This window comes from Hymenobacter chitinivorans DSM 11115 (assembly GCF_002797555.1).
GTDB lineage: Bacteria > Bacteroidota > Bacteroidia > Cytophagales > Hymenobacteraceae > Hymenobacter > Hymenobacter chitinivorans.
In genome coordinates, this window is the sequence record NZ_PGFA01000001.1 from 816,706 (window position 1) to 839,782 (window position 23,077).

At 61.6% G+C, this 23,077-nt stretch carries 16 protein-coding genes; 7 read left to right on the forward strand and 9 right to left on the reverse strand.

The features are described from left to right. Positions 1–24 precede the first annotated feature (24 nt). The gene (locus CLV45_RS03375) at positions 25–960 is read right to left on the reverse strand and encodes a DMT family transporter (protein WP_100334979.1); all 936 of its coding nucleotides are present in this window, start codon (positions 958–960) and stop codon (positions 25–27) included. A 153-nt stretch (positions 961–1,113) separates the two neighbouring features. Here CLV45_RS03375 and CLV45_RS03380 point away from each other — a divergent pair, with 153 nt between their 5' ends. The 3 genes from CLV45_RS03380 (at position 1,114) to CLV45_RS03390 (ending at position 5,485) form a co-directional block, all read left to right on the forward strand. Beyond that, positions 1,114–2,454, forward strand: a complete 1,341-nt coding sequence (locus tag CLV45_RS03380; protein ID WP_100334980.1) for a replication-associated recombination protein A — start codon at positions 1,114–1,116, stop codon at positions 2,452–2,454. A 294-nt stretch (positions 2,455–2,748) separates the two neighbouring features. Continuing rightward, entirely contained in the window at positions 2,749–4,515 is a 1,767-nt protein-coding gene (sppA, locus tag CLV45_RS03385; protein WP_100334981.1) for a signal peptide peptidase SppA, read from the forward strand. A gap of 148 nt (positions 4,516–4,663) precedes the next feature. Continuing rightward, positions 4,664–5,485, forward strand: a complete 822-nt coding sequence (locus tag CLV45_RS03390) for a purine-nucleoside phosphorylase (RefSeq protein WP_100334982.1) — start codon at positions 4,664–4,666, stop codon at positions 5,483–5,485. A gap of 100 nt (positions 5,486–5,585) precedes the next feature. Here CLV45_RS03390 and CLV45_RS03395 read toward each other — a convergent pair whose 3' ends face one another. From CLV45_RS03395 to CLV45_RS03410, 4 genes are all read right to left on the reverse strand, one after another. Beyond that, positions 5,586–6,446: a DUF4249 domain-containing protein gene (locus CLV45_RS03395; protein WP_100334983.1), complete on the reverse strand. Its 861-nt coding sequence runs from the start codon at positions 6,444–6,446 to the stop codon at positions 5,586–5,588. Positions 6,447–6,480: 34 nt separating this feature from the next. Beyond that, the gene (locus CLV45_RS03400; RefSeq protein ID WP_245882591.1) at positions 6,481–8,769 is read right to left on the reverse strand and encodes a TonB-dependent receptor; all 2,289 of its coding nucleotides are present in this window, start codon (positions 8,767–8,769) and stop codon (positions 6,481–6,483) included. Positions 8,770–9,023: 254 nt separating this feature from the next. After that, positions 9,024–9,329 carry a thioredoxin gene (trxA, locus tag CLV45_RS03405; RefSeq protein WP_100334985.1) on the reverse strand — a complete coding sequence of 102 codons (306 nt, stop codon included), beginning with the start codon at positions 9,327–9,329 and terminating at the stop codon, positions 9,024–9,026. Between the two features lie 161 nt (positions 9,330–9,490). Beyond that, positions 9,491–9,937 (reverse strand): hypothetical protein, encoded by a 447-nt coding sequence (locus tag CLV45_RS03410; protein ID WP_100334986.1) that lies wholly within the window; start codon positions 9,935–9,937, stop codon positions 9,491–9,493. Between the two features lie 265 nt (positions 9,938–10,202). Here CLV45_RS03410 and CLV45_RS03415 point away from each other — a divergent pair, with 265 nt between their 5' ends. Together CLV45_RS03415 and CLV45_RS03420 are read left to right on the forward strand one after the other, a co-directional pair. Further along, positions 10,203–10,535 carry an HNH endonuclease gene (locus CLV45_RS03415; protein ID WP_245882593.1) on the forward strand — a complete coding sequence of 111 codons (333 nt, stop codon included), beginning with the start codon at positions 10,203–10,205 and terminating at the stop codon, positions 10,533–10,535. A 72-nt stretch (positions 10,536–10,607) separates the two neighbouring features. Further along, entirely contained in the window at positions 10,608–11,681 is a 1,074-nt protein-coding gene (locus CLV45_RS03420) for a DUF6687 family protein (protein ID WP_100334988.1), read from the forward strand. A gap of 5 nt (positions 11,682–11,686) precedes the next feature. On the opposite strand, the gene CLV45_RS03425 is transcribed toward CLV45_RS03420, so the two are convergent. The 3 genes from CLV45_RS03425 to CLV45_RS03435 form a co-directional block, all read right to left on the reverse strand. Beyond that, on the reverse strand, positions 11,687–15,130 hold the full coding sequence (locus CLV45_RS03425) for an AAA family ATPase (protein WP_100334989.1): 3,444 nt from the start codon (positions 15,128–15,130) through the stop codon (positions 11,687–11,689). 93 nt (positions 15,131–15,223) lie between these two features. Beyond that, positions 15,224–16,465 carry an exonuclease subunit SbcD gene (sbcD, locus tag CLV45_RS03430; protein WP_100334990.1) on the reverse strand — a complete coding sequence of 414 codons (1,242 nt, stop codon included), beginning with the start codon at positions 16,463–16,465 and terminating at the stop codon, positions 15,224–15,226. Between the two features lie 131 nt (positions 16,466–16,596). Further along, complete coding sequence (locus CLV45_RS03435; RefSeq protein WP_100334991.1) at positions 16,597–17,973, reverse strand: MBL fold metallo-hydrolase; 1,377 nt, start codon at positions 17,971–17,973, stop codon at positions 16,597–16,599. 169 nt (positions 17,974–18,142) lie between these two features. Between CLV45_RS03435 and CLV45_RS03440 the strand changes: the two genes are divergently transcribed. Continuing rightward, positions 18,143–19,564, forward strand: a complete 1,422-nt coding sequence (locus tag CLV45_RS03440; protein ID WP_100334992.1) for a T9SS type A sorting domain-containing protein — start codon at positions 18,143–18,145, stop codon at positions 19,562–19,564. A gap of 147 nt (positions 19,565–19,711) precedes the next feature. Here CLV45_RS03440 and CLV45_RS03445 read toward each other — a convergent pair whose 3' ends face one another. Beyond that, a complete protein-coding gene (locus CLV45_RS03445) occupies positions 19,712–20,911 on the reverse strand; it encodes a hypothetical protein (RefSeq protein WP_157807260.1) in 1,200 nt (399 codons plus the stop codon). Between the two features lie 542 nt (positions 20,912–21,453). Here CLV45_RS03445 and CLV45_RS03450 point away from each other — a divergent pair. Next, positions 21,454–23,010 (forward strand): amino acid permease, encoded by a 1,557-nt coding sequence (locus tag CLV45_RS03450; protein ID WP_100334994.1) that lies wholly within the window; start codon positions 21,454–21,456, stop codon positions 23,008–23,010. Positions 23,011–23,077 lie beyond the last annotated feature (67 nt).

The window sequence follows — 23,077 nt, forward strand, 5'->3', positions numbered from 1 at the left end:
CAAGCCGCCGAAAGCCTTTCCACCCTAGTCCTGCACCGCTTCCAAAGGCACGGCAGCCGGCTCCGGGGCGGGTTTGGGCTTGCGGCTTACCAGGAACACGCCCCCAAAAATAAGGGCCGCCTGCAGGGCCCGGGCGCCCGTGAAATGGTCTTTGCCCAACGCCACGGCAATGAGCACGGCCAGAATTGGCTGCAAATAAATGTAGACGCCCAGCAGGGCAGGGGAGGCGTACTTCAGGGCCCAGTTGTTGAGCAGATAGGCCATAATCGTGAGGCAGACAATCATGTACACGATTTCGGCCCAGATGTAGAGCGGGAAGCTGGCATAGTCGGCGGCCAGCACGCCCCGCCAGCCGAAGGGCACGGCCACGAAGGCCCCAACCAGGAAAATGCGGGCCAGCACCGTAAACGGGTGGTACTTGCGCATCAGCGGCGTGACGATGACCAGATACACCCCGAAAGCCGTGGCGTTGAGCAGAATGAAAATGTTGCCCAGCGTGGCATTGGGGTACACCACCCCGCCCGCGTGCCGGCTCAGAATCACGGTGGCCGCCCCGATACCGCCCAGCACGATGCCCAGCACCCGCAGCAAGGTTATTTTCTCCCGCAGCAAAATGGCCGAGGCAATGACCACCACAATCGGGGCAATGGTTTGCAGCAGCGAGGCATTGATGGGCGAGGTGAAGTTCAGGCCCGAAAAGAACAGCAGCTGGTTGCCGCCGATGCCGATAAGGCCGCAGAGAATGGAGCGGATGTTGTCGGCCCGGCCCAGAATCCGGTCCTGGGGCGCTACCAGCCGGCTGACGACGGCAAAAAACAGGGCCGCGCCCAGAATCCGCAGCGTCACGATGCCGAAGGGGCCCATGTAGTGCGGCATGACATCTTTGGACAGGCTATAGTTGGCCGCGTAAATGACGGCCACCACGAATAAAGCCGCGTGGACGCGGAGCGTATTTTTCATCGGGGGCAAAGGTAACGTAGCGCAAACTTTAGCTTTGCGCCCTCTTGTCAGGTATTCGCGTACCAACAACGTTTGGCCGTAGTTGATTGCCGGCTTTTAGGCCGCCGTCTTTACTGCCAATCAACAACCAACCCGTAACAATCAGCCTTTCCTATGGCTACCGGCTCCCTTTTCGACTCCGAACCTTCTTCCTCCGCCGCCTCCACCCGCCCGCCCGTAGCGGCCAACGCGCCCCTGGCCGAGCGGCGCCGCCCCCGCACCCTTGACGAGTACGCCGGGCAGCAGCACCTCATCGGGCCCGAGGGCGTGCTGCGCCGCTACCTCAACGCCAAGCGCCTGCCCTCCCTGATTTTGTGGGGCCCGCCCGGCGTGGGCAAAACCACCCTGGCCCACCTGCTGGCTGAGGCTCTGGGCCAACCTTTCGCCGCCCTGAGCGCCGTCAATGCCGGGGTGAAGGACGTGCGCGACGTCATCGAGAAGGCCCGGCGGCAGCGGGGTACGGTGCTGTTTATCGACGAAATTCACCGCTTCAGCAAGTCCCAGCAGGATGCCTTGCTGGGCGCCGTCGAGCAGGGCATCGTCACGCTCATCGGGGCCACCACCGAGAATCCGTCGTTCGAGGTAATTCCGGCCGTGCTCAGCCGGGCCCAGGTCTACGTGCTGGAGCCTTTGAGCAAGGACGTGCTGACCGAGCTGGTCGACAAGGCCCTGGCCGAGGACGACATTCTTAAGCAGAAGAAGGTGCGCGTGGCTGAATACGGGGCTTTGCTCATGATTTCGGGCGGCGACGCGCGCAAGCTGCTCAACCTGCTGGAAATCGTGGTGGAATCGAGCCGGCCCGACCCGGCCACCGGCGAAATCGTCATTACCGACGCGCTGGTGCAGCAGCTGGCCCAGCAAAACCTGGCCCGCTACGACAAAGGCGGCGAAATGCACTACGACGTCATTTCGGCCTTTATCAAGAGCATCCGCGGCTCCGACCCCAACGCGGCCCTTTACTGGCTGGCCGTCATGCTCGAAGGCGGGGAGGATGTCAAATTCATTGCCCGCCGCCTGCTCATCCTGGCTTCCGAAGACGTGGGCAACGCCAACCCCAACGCCCTGATGCTGGCCCAGAGCTGCTTCCAGGCCGTGACGGTCATCGGCATGCCCGAGTCCGACATTATCCTGGGCCAGACGGTGGTGTATTTGGCCACGTCGCCCAAGAGCAACGCCAGCTACAAGGGCATCCGGGAAGCCCGGGCCCTGGTGCGGCAGCAGGGTGTGCAGCCCGTACCCATTCCGCTGCGCAACGCCCCCACCAAGCTGATGAAAGAGCTGGGCTACGGCGACCAGTACCAGTACTCCCACGACCACGCCGGCAACTTCGCCTACCAGGAATTCCTGCCCGCCGCCCTGAGCGGCACCGTGTTCTACCACCCCGGCGACAACCCCGCCGAGCACAAGATGCAGGAGCGCCTGCGCCAGTGGTGGGGTCAGAAGTACGGGTATTAAGACGAGGCAATAGAAAAGAACGTCATGCTGAGCAGCGCGAGACATCTCGCGTGCTGACGTTGTTAATGTATATCAGGCATGACGGTTACCATTGCCCGCGAGATGTCTCCTCTCTGCGCTTCAAGCAGAATGGTCGACATGACCGTTGTAACCAGCACATTCAAAGCATTTCGTCTTCCTGATCGTCAGTACCAATAGAAGCAACGCTTGCCCGCTTTTTCGCCTCTATGCAGGAGTGCCGAAAGGCTTCTACATTTGCTTACCTATCCAACCCGCTATTCCTTTCCTTTTTCCATGAGACAATTTCTGAAATACGTGCTGGCCACGCTCACCGGGCTGGTGCTGTTTGGGCTGGTGGCCCTCATTATCGGGCTGGGCCTGCTGGTGTCGGCCGTGAGCGGCGACAGCTCCGTGACGGTGGCCAAAGACTCGGTGCTGGAACTCAAGCTGGACCGCCCCGTGGCCGAGCGCGAAAGCCGGGAGTCGTTTGGGTCCCTCTTTAGCTCCCAGGCCGACAACATCGGGCTGGAACAGCTCAAGCTGGCCATTCGCCGGGCCAAAAAGGACGACGACATCAAGGGTATTTTCCTGAACGTGGAGCTCGTGCAGGCCGGCATGGCTTCGCTGGAGGAAATCCGCAACGAGCTGCTGGACTTCAAGAAGTCGGGCAAGTTCATCGTGGCCTACAACGACATTGCCTCCGAGAAAAGCTACTACCTGACCTCGGTGGCTGATAAGCTCTACCTCAACCCCCAGGGCACGCTCGAATTCAACGGCCTGAGCTCGGAGACCTACTACTACAAAAACCTGTTCGACAAGGCGGGCATCGAGCCCTACATCTTCCGCGTCGGCTCGTTCAAGAGCGCCGTGGAGCCCTACTTCCGCGACTCCATGTCGGACTCGGCCCGCCTGCAGACCTCGTCGTTTTTGAACTCCATCAACGACTACATGCTGCAAAACGTGGCCAAGGCCCGCGGCATCGCGCCGGCCCGCCTCAAGCTGATTTCCGACTCGATGCTGGTCCACAATGCCGACGACGCCAAGCGCCTCGGCCTGGTCACCAACCTGGGCTACTACGACCAGGCCCTCGATTTTATGAAGGGCAAGGTGGGAATCGACGAAAAGAAAAAGCTGAGCCTGATCAACCTCAGCGACTATGCCGACGCCGACGACAAGGACGATGACGACGACAAAAGCAGCGGCAACCGCATTGCCGTTATCTACGCCGACGGCGACATCGTGACCGGCAAGGGCGGCAACGACAACATCGGCAGCACCCGTTTCGCCGAAGCTATCCGCAAGGCCCGCCTCGACGATAACGTGAAGGCCGTGGTGCTGCGCGTAAACTCGCCCGGGGGCTCGTCGCTGGCCTCCGACATCATCTACCGCGAAGTGGTGCTGACCAAGAAAGTGAAGCCCATCGTGTGCTCCATGTCCGATGTGGCGGCTTCGGGCGGCTACTTCATTGCCATGGCCTGCGACACCATCGTGGCCCACCCCAACACGATTACCGGCAGCATCGGCGTGTTCGGGGTATTGCCCAACATTCAGCCCCTGCTGCGCGACAAGCTCGGCATCACCACCGACCGGGTCACGACCGGCAAGTTCTCCGATTTGCCCACCATCACCCGCCCGCTCACCGCCTTCGAGAAGCAGCAGCTCCAGCAGGAAGTGGACCGCATCTACGCCGACTTCACCACCAAGGCTGCTGCCGGCCGCCACATGCCCGTGGAGCGCCTGCGCCGCTTGGCCTCGGGTCGGGTATGGTCGGGTACCGAAGCCAAAGCCCGCGGCCTGGTCGACGTGCTCGGTTCGTTTGAGGACGCCGTGCGCATTGCCGCCCGCCGTGCCAATCTGAAGGAGGACGACTACGAGCTGCAGCGCCTGCCCCGCCAGAGAAACATGCTCGAAAGCGTGTTCAATACGACCAGCACCGAAGTGCGCCAGCACCTGATTAAGGAGGAAATGGGCCCGCTGTACCCCGTCTACGAGCAGTACCAGAAGCTCTCGACCATGAGCGGCGTGCAGGCCCGCATGCCGTTTGAGCTGAACATTCAATAGCCGAGCCGCTCGGGACTCTTGGGTTCAAACAATTTTGGCCAAACAATTTAAATTGTTTGGCCAAAATTGTTTGAACCCCCTGGGTACTCTGTCCCGCTCGGGGTAGTTGCCCGGCAAGCACTACCTTGCCGTCCCAACCAACTCCTCTATGCAAGACCTCCGCGAAGCTGCCGCCCACATCCGCCAACTCATTGGCGACTTTCAGCCCGAATTCGGCATCATTCTCGGCACCGGCCTCGGCGCCCTGGTCCACGATATTGATATTGCCTTTACGCTGCCCTATGCCCAGATTCCGCACTTTCCGGTGTCGACGGTGGAAAGCCATTCGGGCAATTTGCTGGCCGGCACGCTGGCCGGGCGCCGGGTGCTGGTCATGCAAGGCCGCTTTCACTACTACGAAGGCTACACGATGCCCCAGGTGGTGTTTCCGGTGCGGGTCATGAAGCTGCTGGGTATCCAGAAGCTGTTTGTGAGCAACGCCTCGGGCGGCCTGCATCCCGACTATAACTACGGGGACCTGATGCTCATTGAGGACCACATCAACCTGCAGCCGACCAACCCGCTGGTGGGCAAAAACCTCGACGAGCTGGGCCCGCGCTTCCCCGACATGCTGGAGCCCTACAGCCACGCCCTGCTGAGCCAGGCCCAGGAAGCGGCCCAGCAGTTGGGCTTCGCCGATAAGGTGCGGCGCGGGGTCTACGCCAGCCTGCCCGGCCCCATGCTCGAAACGCCCGCCGAATACCGCTACCTGCGCACCATCGGGGCCGACGCGGTGGGCATGAGCACCGTGCCCGAGGTTATTGCCGCCGTGCACCTGGGCCTGCCCGTGCTGGCCATTTCCGTCATCACCGACCTCTGCTCCCCGGGTAAGCTCAAGCGCGTCGAAATAGCCGACATCCTGCGCGTGGCCGCCGAGGCCGAGCCCCGCCTCACCGCCCTGCTCCGCACCGTACTCGAGCAGCAGGGTTAGTTGTTGGTTGTTGGTTGTTAGTTGTTAGTTGTTAGTTGTTAGTTGTCCTGATTCCTAACAACTAACAACCAACAACCAACAACCAACAACCAACAACTACCTACCGGATAATAATCCGGCGGCGGTGGTAGCTCAGGATGGTGAACACGCCCACGCCACCTTCTACCGTCGACTTGACGGCGGCGGGCTGGGCGAAGGGGTTGCCGTTGGCATTCTGGGCATCGTCGACCGACTGCAAAAACCGGAAGTAGGGCTGGTCGAGGTGGTAGAGCGTGACCAGCAGCGTATCGTTGGTCGAGTACCGGTAGCTGGTACCCAGCGTCATGAGCTGCCCGTTGGTGAGGCGGTCATCCACTTCCAGGTCACGGTTGGGGCTGTCCGAAATGCTGTCCTGGTGAATCTGCAGGCGGTAGAAGTCGGCCGTGGCGGCCGGGTCCTGAAACTTGACCAGCAAATAGGCCCGCCGCTCCTCGGTAGGCTTGTCGTTGAATTTCCAGATCAGCGAGTCAATGGTCACCCGGGCCGGCATGGTGGCTCGGCCCGTGACGTGGCGGCCGTGGGTGTCCTGCACGTCGAGGGTGAACGTGTCGCCGGGCTTGGCCACCAGCGGTTTGCTGCCCTGGTGGGTGTAGAGCTTTTTGGTGAGCGTATCCAGACCCGGGGCGAAGCGGAAGGCTTCTTTCTGGCCCGAGGGCAGCGTAAGCACCACCGATACGTCGGTGAGCAGGGTCGGCGTGGGGCTGCTCAGGTAGGGTACCGTTTCACTGACCGTCATACGCGGCACCTGCCCGGGCTCCAGGTAGCACTCCACCACCAATTGGGGCGGAAACGCGGGCAGCTCCACGTCGATGTCCTTCTGCAGATTGCAGCCGGCCGCCACCGCCAGCAGGGCACTGAAAGCCAGGGGCTGAAGCCGAAACGGGCGCAGAAACCGGTGAAGGTGGAAAAAGAAGGTATTCATACGGGACTAACAGCGGTGGGCCAGCGAAAAGAGCCTAAAACTTGAAATTGTAGGTGACCGAGGGAATAACCGGAAACAACGACACCTGCCGGGCCCGGTAGTTGGTCACGTCCCCGGTTTCCTTGTTGCGCACCTGCTCGAAGTACACAAAGTAGGGGTTGCGGCGGTTGTAGGCGTTATACACCGAAAACGTCAGATCCGACTCCCCGTGCTTGGGCCGCAGCTTGTACACCATGCCCAGGTCGAGGCGGTTGTAGGGGGCCATGCGGTAGGTGTTGCGGTCCGGGTAAATCGGCACGGCCATGGGGTTGTCGCCGAAGATGTCCTGGAGCAGAAAGCGGCCCTGGGGCAGGGTAGTGGGCGCCCCGGAAGTAAACACGAAGGAAGCCGTCAGGTTGATTCGCTCGTTGAGCTGGTGCAAACCCACCACCGTCAGGTTGTGGCGCCGGTCGTAGGTGGGGTAAAACACCTTGCCGTTGTTGACGCCACTGCCGCCGCGCTGGGGCGGAAACTGCCGCTGCGTCCAGGCCAGGGAGTAGCCAATCCAGCCCGTGGTGCGCCCCGATTTCTTCTCCAGGTACAGCTCATTGCCGTAGCTCCAGCCCTTGCCGAACAGGAATTCGGCATCCAAATCCTCGTTGGCAAACAGCTGGGCTCCGTCGCGGAAATCCACCTGGTTTTGGGCCCACTTGTAGTATACCTCGTCGGTGAGCAGGTATTTGCCCTCGCCCAGCAAAAAGCTGATGCCGGTGGCCACCTGCTGGGAGCGTTGAGGCTTCACGTTCAAGCGCGACGGATACCAGATGTCAGTCGGCAGCGAGGCGCCCGAGTTGGTGACCAGGTGCACGTACTGGTACATCATGGCGTAGCTGGCCTTGAGGGAGGTTTTGGGCGTGAGCGAGTAGCGCACGGCCCCGCGGGGCTCCAGGGCCGCGTACTGGTTGGAGCCGCTGCGGAAGCCGGTCAGGCGCAAGCCGTAGTCGAGCTGAAGCTTATCACTGGCCTTGAAATTGTCGGAAGCGTAAAGAGAGGCTTCCTGGCCGCGGTAGACGATTTCGGAGCCGATGTTGAGGCTGCCGTCGGTGCTGCTGGCCGAGAGCCGGCCCACGTTGAAGCGGTGCGTGGTGGCACTCACGCCCAGCTTGAGCGTATGCTTGTCGGAGGCCAGGTAGTCGAGGTCGGAGCGCAGGGCGTAGTCCAGAATTTCCGACGACAGGCTGAAGCCGAACTGGTCGAGGCGGTTGGCAATCTGGTACTGGTAGCGCGTAACCGACGCGGTGGTGTTCAGAAACAGCTTGGGCGAAAACACGTGGTTCCAGCGCAGGGCGCCCACGGCGTTGCCCCAGGTAAAGTCGAAGTTGAACCCCCCGGTACTGTTGAAGCCGAACACGTCCCGGCCGTAGTAGCCGGTCAAAAACACCTGGTCTTTCTGACCCAGCTTGTAGTTGGCCTTGGCGTTGAAGTCGTAGAAGTAGTAGTCGGGAATGGGGTTGTAGTCCTCCGTATCCTTGTTGAGCTTGTTGATCTGGCGGGTAAAGACGTCGAAATACGTGCGGCGGCCCGACAGCGAGAAGGAGCCTTTTTCCTTCACGATGGGCCCGTCCAGGGTCAGGCGCGACGAAATCAGGCCCAGTCCCCCGCTCACGCCCAGCTTCCGGGGGTTGCCGTCCCGGGTCTTGACATCGACCACCGAGGAGAGCCGGCCGCCGTACTGGGCCGGAAAACCGCCTTTGTAAAGGTCCACGCTCTGAATGGCGTCAGCGTTGAATACCGAAAACAGGCCAAACAAATGGCTGGGGTTGTAGACCACCGCGTCGTCGAGCAGAAACAGGTTCTGGTCGGCTGAGCCGCCGCGCACAAACAGGCCGCTGGTGCCCTCGCCGCCGTTTTGCACGCCGGGCTTGAGCTGTAGGGTTTTAAGCAAATCGACTTCCCCGAACAACGCCGGCAGCAGCTTGGCGTCGCGGGCATTGAGGTGCTCCACGCTCATCTGGGTGGTTTGCAGCTTCTGCTCCAGCGTGCCAGTACCCTCAATCACGACTTCACCCAGCTCGTTGCTGGCCTCGGGCAAGCTGAAGGAAATGCGCTGAGACTTGGTCAGGTTCAGCTCCCGGGTTTGGGTTTGGTAGCCGATAAAGGAAATGCTGAGCTGGTAGCGGCCCTCGGGCAAGGTCAGGGAATAAAAGCCCTCGGCGTCGGCGGTGGCCCCGGTACCCAGCGCGGGCACCGCTACCGAGGCGCCGGGCAGTACGCTGCGGTCGGCCCCGGAGCGGATATAGCCACTCAGGGTAAAGCGCTGCTGGGCCCGCAAGCGGCCGGGCACTACAAGGACAAATAAAAACAGGCTAAATCGTAGAATCGAACTCACTAAACGCATTGGGGGCAACTAAAAGTAGCTAACGCAAAGATAGTCAGCCTGACCCGCCAAACGCCCGGGAGCGGCGGATAGTTTGCGGCCGTTGCCCAAACCCGACAAAAAGAAAGCGCCGCAGGGCGCTTTCCGGAGGCTACGCTAGTTTCCGGACAGCTGAACACTCTGTAATAGAGGCCCGACCCAACCGAAAGGTTGCGTGGCGGCTACAGGTACGACTGCACCGTTTGGCTCAGCTGCGGGGCCGGCACCACCCCCGACTGCCGCCACACGGGCTGGCCCTTGTGGAACAGAATCAGGGTGGGAATGCCCTGTACCCGGAACTGCTGGGCCACGGCCGGGTTTTTGTCCACGTCAATTTTGATGACTTTAAGCTTGCCCTGGTGCTGAGCGGCTACCTGCTCCAAAATCGGGGCCATGGTTTTGCAGGGCCCGCACCAGTCGGCGTAAAAGTCGACGAGCACCGGCATGCCGGGACTATTGATAAGCTCGCTGAAGGATTTCTTAGGCATGGCTGAAAAGGTTAGAGCACGACAAAAACCGTCCGGCGGTAGGCCCGGCCGGGTTGGCTATACGTAGCGCCGCGGCCGGGGAGCCGGAAACGCCACAAAAAAGCCCGTCGTTACCAACGGCAACGGCGGGCTTTTTTGCTAGCAAGGGTACTAAAAACGATTTAGCGCCGGTCGACTACCGTAATGTCGTTGCCAACTTCGGGGAAGGTGAAGCGGCCACCCACTACTTTTTTACCACCTACCTGGCATTCCCAGGTATAGCGGCCGGGCGTGCCTTTGGCAGCTTCCCCGGCTTCGGTCTTGAAGTAATCCGGGTCGGAAGGCTCGGAGGGGAACATCACGTCGATGCCGTTCTGCCCCTTTTCTACCTGCTTAACCAAGATAAACTCCTTGCCGTTGGCTTGGTTGGTCACCACGAAACGCGCGGTGTAGGTGCCAAGCTGGCCGAATTTGTCCATAACGCCCATCTTAATGTAGGCGTCCGTTGATACCAGCCAGGTCTGGGCCCGGGAGGTTGTTGGAGTCAGTACCAACAAGGCTACCACCAGGCCGGCTGCCCGCAGCAGATGTGAAAGGCGAAGGGAAGAGTTGAGAGTAAAGTCACGCATGGTGTGAGTAAAAAAAGGTTAGGAGGTACAGGATTAAAAGCAGCCAAGAAGGGTTATTGCGAATAAAGCGGGTAGTAAACCGACCGATTTAGAACTTCATAAAGCAGCTTGAATGCGCGTTTGGACGGTATGAACTCCATCCCCGCAACCAAATATATAATTAAAATGAATGCTGATGCAACATATTTTTTTATTTCTCGTCGCAGACGGTTTATAAAAAGCATGCCAGATATTTTCGGTGCAACCTATTGCTTCTCTTTTGCTTATGCCGCGCCGGCGAAATAAACTCAGTCATTGGCCGCCGGCCGCCAATTCGGTAGCGCATTCGGAGCGACGCTGTGAGCTCTGCGAGCGGGAAGTGCGGGTCGTGTCGCGCCACCATTTGGTACCCCGGGAGGAAGGCGGCCGCCACGGTCCCACCGTGGCCTTGTGCCAGCCCTGCCACAGTACCGTGCACTTGCTGCTCAGCAACCGGGAGCTGGCCCGCCGCTACTCAACCGTGGAAGCCCTGCAGCAGGCGCCCGAACTGCAGAAGTACCTGCACTGGATTCGTCGCAGCCGGGTTGAGCACATTGCCAACCGCCGGCGCCGGGCGTAGTTGTTCGGCGGGAAGCGCCTAGCTTTGGCGGCCCAGTTAGCGTATTGGGGCGCTTTTTTGAAAATTTATCGGATGTCTTACCAGTTTGTACCCTTTGCCCGGCTGCGGCAGCAACCCACAATTGTAGTCGATAGCACGGCCAATGGGGCGGCCTTGGTGCTGGCTCACTGGCGCGGGGCGCCCACGCCGGCGGCCCTGCGCGACGATACCAGCGCCGGCTCGGTGCTACGGGCCCTGCACCAGCCCGGTACTCCCGGCTTGCAGGCCCCGGCCGTCACGGCCAATCATTTCGACGTGGATGGCTTTGTCGGGGTCTGGAGCTTGCTGCACCCCGCGCTGGCCCTGCGGCACGAAGCCTTGCTGCGGCTCACGGCCCGTCTCGGCGACTTCCGGGAAGCGGACGGCCCCGCCGCCCTGGCCGACCACGCCCTGCAGCTGGTGTGCTGGCTAAATGCCGAGGAAAAAGGACGGTTTTATCCGCCTTTCGGGGCGCCCCGGCTGCGCCGCCGCGAGGATGAGGCCTGCGTGGAAAAGTTCGAGTGGTTTCTGCCCCGCTTCGCCGACTTGCTGCAAAACCCGGAGCGCGGGCGGGCGGCCTGGGAACCGGAGTATGAGCGGGTACAGCGGGCTATGACAGTTATGCGCAGTTCGGCCACGCGGCTTACCCGCTACCCCGAAATCGGGCTGGTGGTGGTGCGCACCCCAGAGCCGCTGCCGTATTACGCCTTGTTTGGCCCCACGACGGGCGCCGACATCGTGCTGAGCATCTACGACGGGCAGCGCTACGAGCTGGAGTACAAGTACACGACCTGGGTTGACCTGGAGTCGCGGCCGACGCTGCCGCGTCTGCCGCTGAACGGGCTGGCCGCCGAGCTCAACGCCCGGGAAGCTGCCCCGCAGCGCTGGACCTTCGACGGGATTACCGACACCGGACCGTTGCTGCGCCTGGCCGGCCACACCCTCCGGAAAGAGGAGCGCTACGCCGACCCCGACCAGCGGCCTATTTTCGCCTCCTCTATTCCTGAAAACGAGCTGGAGCAGGCCGTGGTGCAATTTTTTCGCCGGGGCTACGCCGCTCTTCAGCCCCGGCGCTACTGGACCTGGGCCGAAATAAGGGCCGCCAGCCAACCCGGTAGCGTCGGGTAGGTTGGTTATTCGGTTTCGACGCCGAAGCCCACCACCCGCAACGAACTGACGCCGCCGGCCCCCTTGCGGACGTTGATTTGGGTGCTGACGCGCTCCTTCAGGGCCTCGACGTGGGAAATAATGCCGATGGTTTTGCCCGTGCCCTGCAGAGTTTCCAGGGCCGACAGGGCCACTTCCAGCGTGTCGGGGTCGAGCGTGCCGAAGCCTTCGTCGATAAAGAGCGTGTCAATCTGGGTTTTGCGGCCCGCCAGTTCCGACAAGCCCAGGGCCAGGGCCAAACTCACCAGGAAGCTTTCCCCACCCGACAAGGAGTTCATCGAGCGGCTGTTGCCGGCCTGGTATTCGTCCACAATCAGCAAATCAAGGTGCTCGGCGGGGTTGCGGGTGATGCGGTACCGGTCGGTGAGGCGGTGCAGGTGGCGGTTGGCTAGGTCCACGAGGCGGGCCAGGGTCAGGCCCTGGGCAAACTCGCTGAACTTCTTGCCATCGGCCGAGCCAATAAGCTCGGCCAGCTGCCGCCAGCGCCGGGCTTCCTGCTGCTGCTTTTCGAGCTGCTGAGCCAGGGCCGCGTGGCGCTCCAGGCCGCGGTGGTGGTCGAGCAGGCGCTGCTGCCGCTGCCCGAGCTGCTGGTTGAGCTGGGCCAGCTGCTCATTCAGGCTTTGCAGCTGTTCCCCAACGGTTTCGGCGGGCTCGGCGGTTAGGTTGCGCTGCTGCTCCTGCTGAAACTGCTGGGCCGCTTCGGTTAGGTTTTGCTGGGTGGTGGCCACGGCCTGCTCGTGGGTCTGGAGCTGGTCGGCCAGGCGGCGTACTTCCGTATCGGGCAGCAGCAGGGTGGTCAGGGCGGCGGGGTCGGGGGCCAGGCCGGCGGTTTGCAAATCGGCTACCAGGGCGGCGTGCTGCTGCTCGTGCTCCTGGCGCTGGCGCTGGGCTTCCTGCTCGCTCTTGCGCAGACTTTCGGTGGCTACCTGCAAGGCTGTTTCGCGGTTTTTCTGCGTTTCCGCCGTCTGTTCTACTTGTTTGGTAGCATCCTCCACGGCGGCGGCCAGGCTGCGCAGGGCGGCCGCCACGTTGGTGCCGGCAAACAGCTCGTGGCGCTGCTGCTTCCGCTGCTGAATGGCGGCGTGCTGGTCCAGCAATTCCTGCTTGCGGGTGCGCAGCCAGCCTTGCAGCCGCTCTTTTTCCTCCTCGGTTTTCTCAAACGTGGCGCTGATGCCAGCCAATTCCTGTTGGGCGCGGTGCTGTTCCTGCTGTTTCTGGCTGAATTCGGCGGCCCGGTCACTGGCTAGCTTCATCAGGGCCCGACCGTTGAGGTCGGTGAATTCGAGACCGAAGTTGAGCAGCAGGCTGGCAATGACGCCGCGCACGGTGGGCACCCGCTCCTCGGCGTCGCGCAGCTGCTGGCTGAGCTTGTCGGCGTCCTGGGCGTAGGCCTGCTGCTGCTGGGCGGCGTGGGCGTGCTGACTGCCGGCCTGGGCCAGCTGCAGCTCGATGCTGCTCCGCTGCCGCTCCAGCTCCTGCAGCTGCTTGACCAAGCCGCGCACCTGTTCCCCGACGGTGCTTTCCTCACTTTCGGGCAACAGCTGAATAGGCCCATCCAACCCTAGCGCGGCGTCGCCTTGGGTCTGTTCCAGCATCGTCACGTAAGTATTCAGGCGGTTGAAGCGGGTGCCCAGGGCCCGTACGCGCTGGCCCAGCTCTTCCTCGCGCTGGGCGTCGCGCTGCACCGAGTCGGAGCTGATACCCAGCACGCCGGCCAGATACGGGTGCTCCGTGGCCCCGCACACCGGGCACGGCTCCCCGGCCACCAGCAGTTCCCGGGTGCCCTCGTGCGACAACACCAGCTGCTGCATCTGCAGGCTGCGGCGTAAATCGTCGTGGTGCTGCTGCTGGGCTTCCTGATCTTTCTGCAGGGCCGCTACCTGGTGGCGCAGGCGGCGCAGCCATTGGTTCCGGTCGGCGGTGGCCTGCTGCTGCTGCTGGGTGAGGCCGGTGAGCTGCTGCTGGGCCTGGGCGGCGGCCTGCTCGTGCTGGGCTGCGGCGGCCGTGGCCTGCTGCTGGCGCTGGCGTAGCTCGTGCAGGCGTTGGCGCAATTGGCCCAGCTCGGCGTTGAGGTGCTCCCAGTCCTGGATGTTGGCCGACAGCTCGGGCAGCAGCTCGGCCAGCTCACTCACGTTGGCATTCACTGCCAGCCACTTCCCAATTTCCTTGAGTTGGGCCTGCAGCTCACGCAGGCGGCCCGCGGCCTGCTCGGCGCTGGCCTTGAGCTGCTTGCACTGCTCGTTGTTCTGGTCGTACTCCAGCTTGGCCTTAAGCAAAGCCGCTTCTTCGAGCTGCACTACGGTGTCGAGCCGCTCGGCTTCGCGCAGCTTGGGTTCCTGCTGCTGCTGGGTTTCGGTGGCCTCGTCGCGGCGGCGCTGGGCTTGCTGCCGGGCGTGGTGGGCTTGGTCGAACTGCTCCTGCAGGCGGGGAAGCTCGATTTTGAGCTGCTCGGCCTCGCGCTGCAGGCGCTGAATCAGGGTATCGGCCTGCTGGAGCAGGGCCCAGGGCGTGCGGAAGGGCAGGGCCTGCTCGTGCCGGCTCACCCGCTGCCGAATCGGCGACAATGCCTCGGCTTCCTGAGCCAAGGACAGGAGCCGTTGCTGGCCGTGCTGCTGGCGGGCGGTAAGTTCGGCCAGGCGCCGCAGCCATAGTTGAGCTTCCGTGAGGCGCTGCTGCTCGGCCGTGGCGGTGGTCAGCTGGGCTTTAAAGCCGGCGACTTCCGTTTCCAGCTCGGCTACTTCCTCGGCGCTGAGCAAAGTCACGCCGGCCAGGCCAGCGCGTAATACGTCGACCTGCTGGGCTTCCTGCTTGGCCTTGTCGAAGGCGGCCCGTGAAATATCGGAGTACTTGCGGGTGTCGGTAATCTTTTCCAGCAGCTGGGCCCGCTCCCCGGGGCTCGACTTCAGGAACTTGGTAAACTCGCCCTGAGCCAGCAGCACTGAGCGCAGAAACTGCCGGTACTCCAGGCCGCTGAGCTCGGCCACCCGCCCCGGCACTTTCGACTTATACGTCTCCAGAAACGGCCACTGGGCTTCCTCGTCGGTATTTTTGGGTTCTTGGTACTCGCTCAGCTCCATCGTCGGCGGCTGGAGCTTGCCGTCGGCCTTCTTGCGGGAGCGGTACTGGCCCCACTTGGCCCGGTAGCGCTTCTCGTTCACCTGAAACTCCACTTCGGCCCAGCTTTCCCCCGTGCCGTGGCTCATGACTTGCTCGGGGCCGCTGCCGTCGTGGCGGGGCACCTGGCCGTAGAGGGCCAGGGTAATGGCGTCCAGAATGGTAGTTTTGCCCGCGCCGGTGGGGCCGGTAATGGCAAACAAGCCCGCATCCGACAGGGGCGAGGCCGCAAAGTCGACTTCGTGCTGCCCGCGCAGGGAGTTCAGGTTGTAAAAACGGACGCGGAGAATCTTCATTCGGGTAAGCCTCAGGCCATGAGGAAACAGCGTTGCCAGTGATGCGCAACGGCTAATTCGGGTAAGTAAAGATAAGGTGGAGACAGAAGCTTTTTAGCGCTGCTCCTGGTGCATCCACTCCAGCAACTCGTCGAAGGTGGCCAATAGTTCGGCTTGGCCGGCTTCGGGCTCGTCGGCGAGGCGGCGCTCAAACACTTCCCGCTCGGTAAAGTCGTGCAGGCTGGGGGTGAGCGGGGCTTCGTCGGCCTCCTCGCCCAGGGCCCGCAGCGTGACCAGCCGGAAGTGGCGGCGCGACAAGACCTCAATGTGCTTGCGGTCGAGCTGCTCGATGGTTTTGAGCAGCTGCTCGGCCACTTCCAGCTGAGTTAGCTCCGAGCGTACTTCCACATCCACCCAGGCTGGCAGCCGGAAGCCGGCGTTGTCGTAGGTGGTCAGGGCGGTAATTACTTCGGCCAGGTCGCCGTGGAAGCGGGCCAGCCGCCGCGTGCCCGGCACCAGCATGGCCTCCAGGTTTTGCAGCTTGCCCTCGGCAAAATCGAGCAGCAGAATTTCCTTGGGATGGTCAATTTCCGAGAAGGACAGCGGAATCGGGGAGCCGCTGTAGCGGATATGCTCCCGGCCGCCCACGCGCTGGGGCCGGTGCAAGTGGCCCAGGGCTACGTAGTCGAAGATGGTCGGGAAATGGTCGGCTGTGACCTGGCCCAGATTGCCCACGTGAATGGTCCGCTCGGAGTCGGAAGGGGCGGCCCCGGCGGCGTAGAGGTGGCCGGTGGCCAGCACTGGCAGCCCCAGATCCTTGAGCTGCCACACCCGCTCCACTTCGGCCACGCGGGCGTAGTGGTCGGCAATGCCCTGCTTAATACGGGCCTCGCGCTCCTCCGCCGACTCGCCCGGCACCGACAGGCGCACGTCCCGGTCGCGCAGGAAGGGCACGGCGCACACCACCAGGCCGGGCTTGCCCTGGGCATCATCGAGCACCAGCACCTGGTCGTCGAAGCAGTCGGGCACGCAGCCTACTACGTGCACGCGCAGGTGGCGCAGCAGGCGGGCCGGGGCGTTGAGCGTGGCCGGGGAGTCATGGTTGCCGCCCACCACCACAATGTCGCGGCAGCCGGTGCCGCGCATGTTCAGCAAAAACGAGTAGTAAAGCTCCAGGGCCTGGTTGGAGGGTGAGCCGGTATCAAAAACGTCGCCGGCAATGACCAGTACTTCCACCTGCTGCTCGCGCACCACCTCCACCAGCCACTCCAGAAAGTAGCGGTGCTCGTCGGTGCGTTCGTGGCCGCTGATGAAGCGTTGGCCCAGGTGCCAGTCGGCGGTGTGTAGTACGCGCATAGAGTTCAAAGATACTAGCTCCCGTATCGGTTCCCGCAGCGGGGCACAGAGGAAAAAAACGCGGAGGCCCGCAGAGCACGACCTCCGCGAACCTCCGCGTTTTTTCTCTGGCTTCGCTGCCAGGATACTAACTAGTGGACCGCCTGCTTCTGGAAGTCCGTAATAGCGTCGCTCAGGTCATAAATTTCGGCGCCGGGCAAGGCGGCTTCGAGGATGCTGCTGCCCGCGGCCGAGCGGTAGCCGCCGGCGCAGTGCACCAAGATGGGCTTGGTGGTGGGCACTTCGTGGGCCCGCTCCCGCAGCTCGGGCAGCGGAATCACCAGGGCGTCGGCAAAAACGGGTTGTTTGGCCTCGGTGTAGTTGCGGATATCAACGATGGTAAAGTCTTCGGGATGCTCCCGCACGTGCGTCACATCGGCCACCGGGCTGGTAGCAGGCAGCACCGAGGGCGTGAGCAGCGCGCCTTTGATGTTGGCCTCGTAGCCGATTTTGGCGGCCTTGCGAATCGCGGTGTCCAGGGCAATCTGCGAGTCGGCAATGAGGTAGAACGGCTCGTTGGGACCCACTACCGAGCCCAGCCAGGTTTCAAACTTGCCGCCGTCCTGCAGGTTGATGGCCCCTGGTACGTGGCCCTGCTTAAACTCGGCCTGGGGGCGGGTGTCGATAATAACCACCCCGTTTTCCAGGGCCGCATTGGGCTGCAGGCGGGGCACGGCCCGAATGCTGTCTTCGAAGGGCAGGGCGCCCTGCTTGTTGAGCTGCACGTCGTGGCCAAAGTACTTGGGCACGAAGGGTTGATCTTCGAGCAGCACTTTTACAAACTCCTGCTCGCTCATGGGCTGCAGGGCGTAGTTGGTTTTAAGCTCCTTACCGATGGTGCTGTCCAGATCGGTGCTGGTGGTTTTGCCGCAGAGGCTGCCCGGACCGTGGGCTGGGTACACCCGCGTGGAGGCGGGCAGGGTCATGAGCTTGTTGCGGGTACTGTGGTACATCTGGGCGGCCAGCTCCTCGCGCTTGTGGCCACCCACCAGCTCGTTTTCCCGCAGATCAGGCCGGCCCACGTCGCCCACGAAGAGCGTGTCGCCGGTAAATACGGCCCGGGTCTGGGCCATATCGTCAATAAGCAAAATCGAGATGCTGTCGGGGGAGTGGCCCGGGGTGTTGATGGCGTGCAGCTCCACGCTGCCCAACGTTATCCGGTCGCCGTCGTCGAAGGGGCGGTGGGGGTAGCTGGCCTTTACCAGCTTGCTGCAGTAAATAACAGCGTCGGTTTCCTGTGCTATTTCCAGGTGCGACGACACAAAATCAGCGTGCGGGTGAGTCTCAATAACGGCCACAATGGCGGCCTCGTGCTCATCGGCGAAATCGTAATACTGCTGCGGGTCCCGGGCTGGATCGATGATGGCGACCTGGCGGCCGCAGCGGATGGCGTAGCTGGCGTGGGCCAGACCCTTATCGTAGAATTGCTGAATCTGTACCGACGCGGTACTACTGGGAAGCGGACTCATGGGGTGTACGGTTGGTGAGTCGCCCGGCCTCGAAAAGCAGGCGAATAGGTCAAATATAACAAACGGCGGCGGGAAAGTGCGGTTGAAGTAGCTCTGAATAGCGTAGAATTAATATTAGTCCGATTCTGAAAAGCAGTACTTTGGAACCACCGAATTATTTGCTACGCCCATGAGATTCAAACGACTACTTATTCTGCTGCTTAGCGGCACCTGCTGGCTTAGCGCCCGGGCCCAATCCCCGTGGGAGGCAGTGCCCAGCGCCCCCAATTACTTTACCGACATTCCCGCCGGTAATGTGACTGACTTCAAGTCGCCGCAGCCCAACGTGGTCTGGGGCATGTTTACCAAGGCGCCCGTACGCGGTTTCTATAGCTCCACAGTTATGCGTACTACGGATAATGGACAGACCTGGGAGCAGCAGCAAGTAGCGGGGGGGACATTCACAACTCCAGCCAGCGGTACTTTCGCCGGTAACCTGTTTGCCTTGAATGACCAGCGGGCGTGGTTGATTACCCGAGACGCCGTTTCGGGCACTCGTACGCTGCTCCGCACGACGGCCGGACCCGCTAATTTCAGCGTGGTGGCGGCCGCCTTGCCCGCGGCTTTCGACCGGGTCTACTTCTTCACGCCCACGACCGGCGTGGCCTTCGTGGCCACCGCACCCGGTAGCAGCTGGCAAATCTACCGCACCACCGACGGCGGTAGTACCTGGACGATGGTGGCGAATACGCCCCAGGCCGTATTGGGTGGCTCTGCCGGCAGCAATGAGGCCCTTCTAAGCACCTATACCCTGTTGGGCAATTCCTTGTGGCTAAGTACTTCGGGGAATTCAATCCTGCGGACCACTGATGCGGGCCTGACCTGGTCGAGCACGCCCAGCGGCATTAGCCTGACTGGACTGAGCTTTCGGGATGGACTCCACGGCCTGGCATTCGGTAATGTTGCCGGCAGCGGCTACGACCCCGTCCCTGGGACCGAGCGACTGTTGCGGACCAGCGACGGGGGCACTTCCTGGACGCCGGTGGTAACCCAGGGCCCGGTACGCAGCAGGGTCCTAACCGCCATTCCGGGCTCCGCGGGCGTGTATGTCAGCTGGGGCTCTTATTCCATTGATAGTAATTATCGTCTGGTAGGAGCTAATCTGTCTATTTCCCGGGACGAAGGTTCAACCTGGCAATCAATTATTGCCGACGAGAATCTTCGCTATTCGCAGCTAGCGGCCAGCGAGGATGGGAAACTGTGGTTGGCTACTGAGTTTGATTATTCACCCGGCCGCAGTACCTATAACCAGTACATGATTATGCGCTACAAGGGCCCCGCGGTGTTGAAGTCCGTTTCCGCACAGAAAGTGCTAGCCCTGAGCCTGTACCCTAATCCGACCACGGGCGTGGTGCAGCTGGCTGCCCCGGCCGTGGGTGGTGAGCAGCTCACCGTGTACGACCTGGCCGGGCGGGTGCAGCAGACGCAGCAGTTGCAAAAAGGGCAGCAGCAGCTTGACTTATCGGACCGGGCGGCTGGTGTCTACCAGATTCTGCTGACGACGCGGCAAGGCCAGCGCTACACCGAAAAACTGTTGGTGACGGCTCAGTAAAAGTGCATACCCCCGATATGGCCCGGCCAGTTCTGACGCCTCACCACCCGCCCGGCATATTCAGCCATCATACAAAAAGCCCTTTACCACGCTACTGGTAAAGGGCTTTTGCATAACAGATAACCGCTTTAGCGGCTTGAAGCTACTTTAGCGGCGGTTTGGTGCGCCACCCTGCCCGGACAGGAAGTAGGCCCGGCGGGCCAGATACACGTCGTTATAGACGCTCGGGTTCAGAATGGTCTGCAAGGTGCCTTCGAACTGTTTTTGAGCATTCGCTTGCGAAGTGCCCCGGTCACGAGCATACGTTTCGGCCGCTTGGCGAATTTGGTCCCGCTGGCTGGTAGTTAGCCCGCCGGGAATTCCCCGCTCGAAGCGGGTCAGGATAGCTGAAGCGTCCTGGGAACTGGTGCGGGTACCTGCCTGGGGCCGCTGGCCCTGCCCGGAAAGGAAGTAGTTGCGGTTGGCTACGTACACATCATTGTAGACGCTGGGGTTCAGAACAGCCTGCAGGGTGCCCTCAAATTGCTGCTGAGCATTGGCCTGCGAAGTGCCCCGGTCGCGGGCATACGTCTCCGCTGCCTGACGAATTTGGTCGCGCTGGCTGGTGGTCAGTCCACCGGGAATGCCTTGCTCAAAACGGTTTAGAATCGCTGCTGCCTGCGTGGAGGTCGACTGGTTGGCGCCCCGGCCGGTTCCGGCATTGTTACCGCCACGTGGGGTGCGGCTGAGTTGGCCCCGGCCCGAGAGGAAATAGTCGCGGTTAGCCAGATACACATCGTTGTAGACGCTCGGATTGAGAATGGTCTGCAAGGTGCCTTCGAACTGCTGCTGGGCATTGGCTTGCGAGGTAACCCGGTCGCGGGCGTAGGTTTCAGCCGCTTGGCGGATTTGGTCCCGCTGGGTAGTGGTCAGGTCGCCGGGTATGCCCCGCTCAAAGCGGGTCAGAATGGCCGACGCTTCCTGATTGCCGGTGCGGCTGCCCCCCGATTGGGGCCGCTGGCCCCGGCCCGAGAGGAAGTAATCCCGATTGGCCAAGTACACGTCGTTATAGACGCTCGGATTGAGGACGGTCTGCAAAACACCTTCAAATTGCTTTTGGGCATTCGCTTGCGAAGTGCCCCGGTCACGGGCATACGACTCGGCCGCTTGGCGGATTTGGTCGCGCTGGCTGGTGGTTAGCCCGCCGGGAATGCCTTGCTCAAAACGGTTTAGAATCGCCGCCGCTTGCGTGGAAGTGCTGCCTTGCTGCACTGTGAAGGCAACGGAAGGGGAGACGGGAGCTGCAAATGCGGGAGCCTGGAGCGCAAACGCTACGAGGAGCTGGGGAAGTATGGTGGTAGATTTCATGGTCTATTTGTAGAATGGAAAGAAAATTCAGGAGATATCCGGCGCCTTTCAATTGTCATACCAAAAGTAAAAAGCACTACTTCCTGAGGAGCCGGTTATACGCACGCAATAAATACCAGATGAGTTTGGCCCTGAAAATTCGGGATAAAGGCAGGGACCGTGCTACGGTAGGTGGTGCTGGGTGCAATGATAAATTGCTGAGGAATAGTTGGTAAAGCGGGTTTTGGGCAAAATTGGCTATTATGAGGTGCTTTTTGGCCATACCTAGGGCTGCCTCCTTCTGCATGAGCCGGGAAAGCAACCCATTCGCAACCTCGAAATAGCCGGTGGGGCTTGACCGACAAGAAATAAGGTGGCTCGCAACTACCGCGCGGCCCTGGAAGCGGGTTCTTGCCCATGACGGGGGCCGCTACCGTGCAACTACCCGGTCGTACTTGGCTCTTTAGGCGGGGAATGCTGATTATCGCCTATATTCGGGCTCCTGATACCGGATTTGAAAATTCCATACCTCTCACCTTTCTTTCTTCTCTCTTTTCTATTGTATGGCAAATATTTTCGCCAAAAAACCATTGGCCATCCTGCTCGGGGAAGCCAACTCCTCCAGTGAAGGGGGGCTAAAACGCACCCTGGGGGCGGCCAATCTGGTGGCCCTGGGCGTGGGGGCCATCATCGGCGCCGGCCTGTTTGTGCGCACGGCCGCCGCGGCGGCCCAAGCCGCCGGGCCGGGCGTGACGCTAGCCTTCATCGTGGCCGCCATCGGCTGCGCGTTTGCCGGGCTGTGCTACGCCGAGTTTGCGGCCATGATTCCCATTGCCGGCTCGGCCTACACCTACGCCTACACCACCATGGGCGAATTCGTGGCCTGGGTTATTGGCTGGGCCCTGATTATGGAATACGCCCTGGGCGCAGCCACCGTGTCCATTGCCTGGAGCGAATACCTGAATAAGCTCTTGCAGGTCTTTAACGTGCAGATACCGTTCAATCTGTGTCACTCGCCCTTTGAAGGCGGCGTCATCAACCTGCCGGCCCTGCTGATTGTGGTGGCCCTGAGCTTGTTGCTGATTAAAGGTACCCAGGAATCGGCTACTTTCAACGCCGTTATTGTGGTGGTGAAAGTGGCTATTGTGTTGATTTTCATTGCTGTAGGCTGGCAGTTCGTTGATCCGGCCAACCACACGCCCTACCTGATTCCGGAAAACGCCGAGCCCGTGAAAAACGCGGCCGGGGAAGTAGTGCGCGAGTACTCGGCCTGGAACAAGCACGGCTGGGGCGGTATCCTGGGCGGAGCAGCCATTGTGTTCTTCGCCTTCATTGGCTTCGATGCGGTGAGCACCGCGGCCCAGGAAGCCAAAAACCCCAAGCGCGACATGCCCATCGGTATTCTGGGTTCGTTGGCGGTCTGCACGGTGCTCTACATCCTGTTTGGCCACGTGCTGACGGGCGTTGCCAACTGGCGCGAGTTTGCCGACCCGGCTAAGGGCGGTGAAGCTTCGGTAGCTTATGCTATTAAGGAACACATGCCCGGCTTCGAGTGGCTGAGCACGGCCGTAACCATTGCTATTCTGGCCGGTTTCTCGTCCGTAATCCTGGTCATGCTCATGGGCCAGAGCCGGGTGTTTTTCTCTATGGCCAACGACGGGCTGATGCCGAAAGCTTTTGCCGAGCTGCACCCCAAGTTTCACACGCCTTATAAGTCGAACCTGGTCCTGCTGGTATTCGTGGGGGCCTTTGCCGCCTTCGTACCCGGCTCCCTGGCCGGTGACTTGACCTCCTTCGGTACCCTGCTGGCCTTTGTGCTCGTGTCAATTGGGGTGTGGCTGATGCGTAAGTCGGACCCGGCCCAGCCCCGGCCGTTCCGCTCGCCTTTGTCGTCGCCGAGCTTCCCGTTGGTGCCCATTCTGGGCGCGGCCATTTGCCTGCTGATGATTGCCGCCCTGGACGCCAACACACTGAAGCTGGCCATTGTCTGGATGCTGATTGGCTTCGTGGTGTACTTTCTCTACGGCAAGAAAAACTCCAAGCTGCAGCAGGGCATCGTGGTGGTGCCTACCGAGCTGGAGGAGCAAGCCTTCATCGAGCCCGACGTGCACAACCGCTAAGTCGCCGCTTCTTACGAGTAAAAAGCCCCGCCAGCTAGCTGCTGGTGGGGCTTTTTTTGTGTAACGG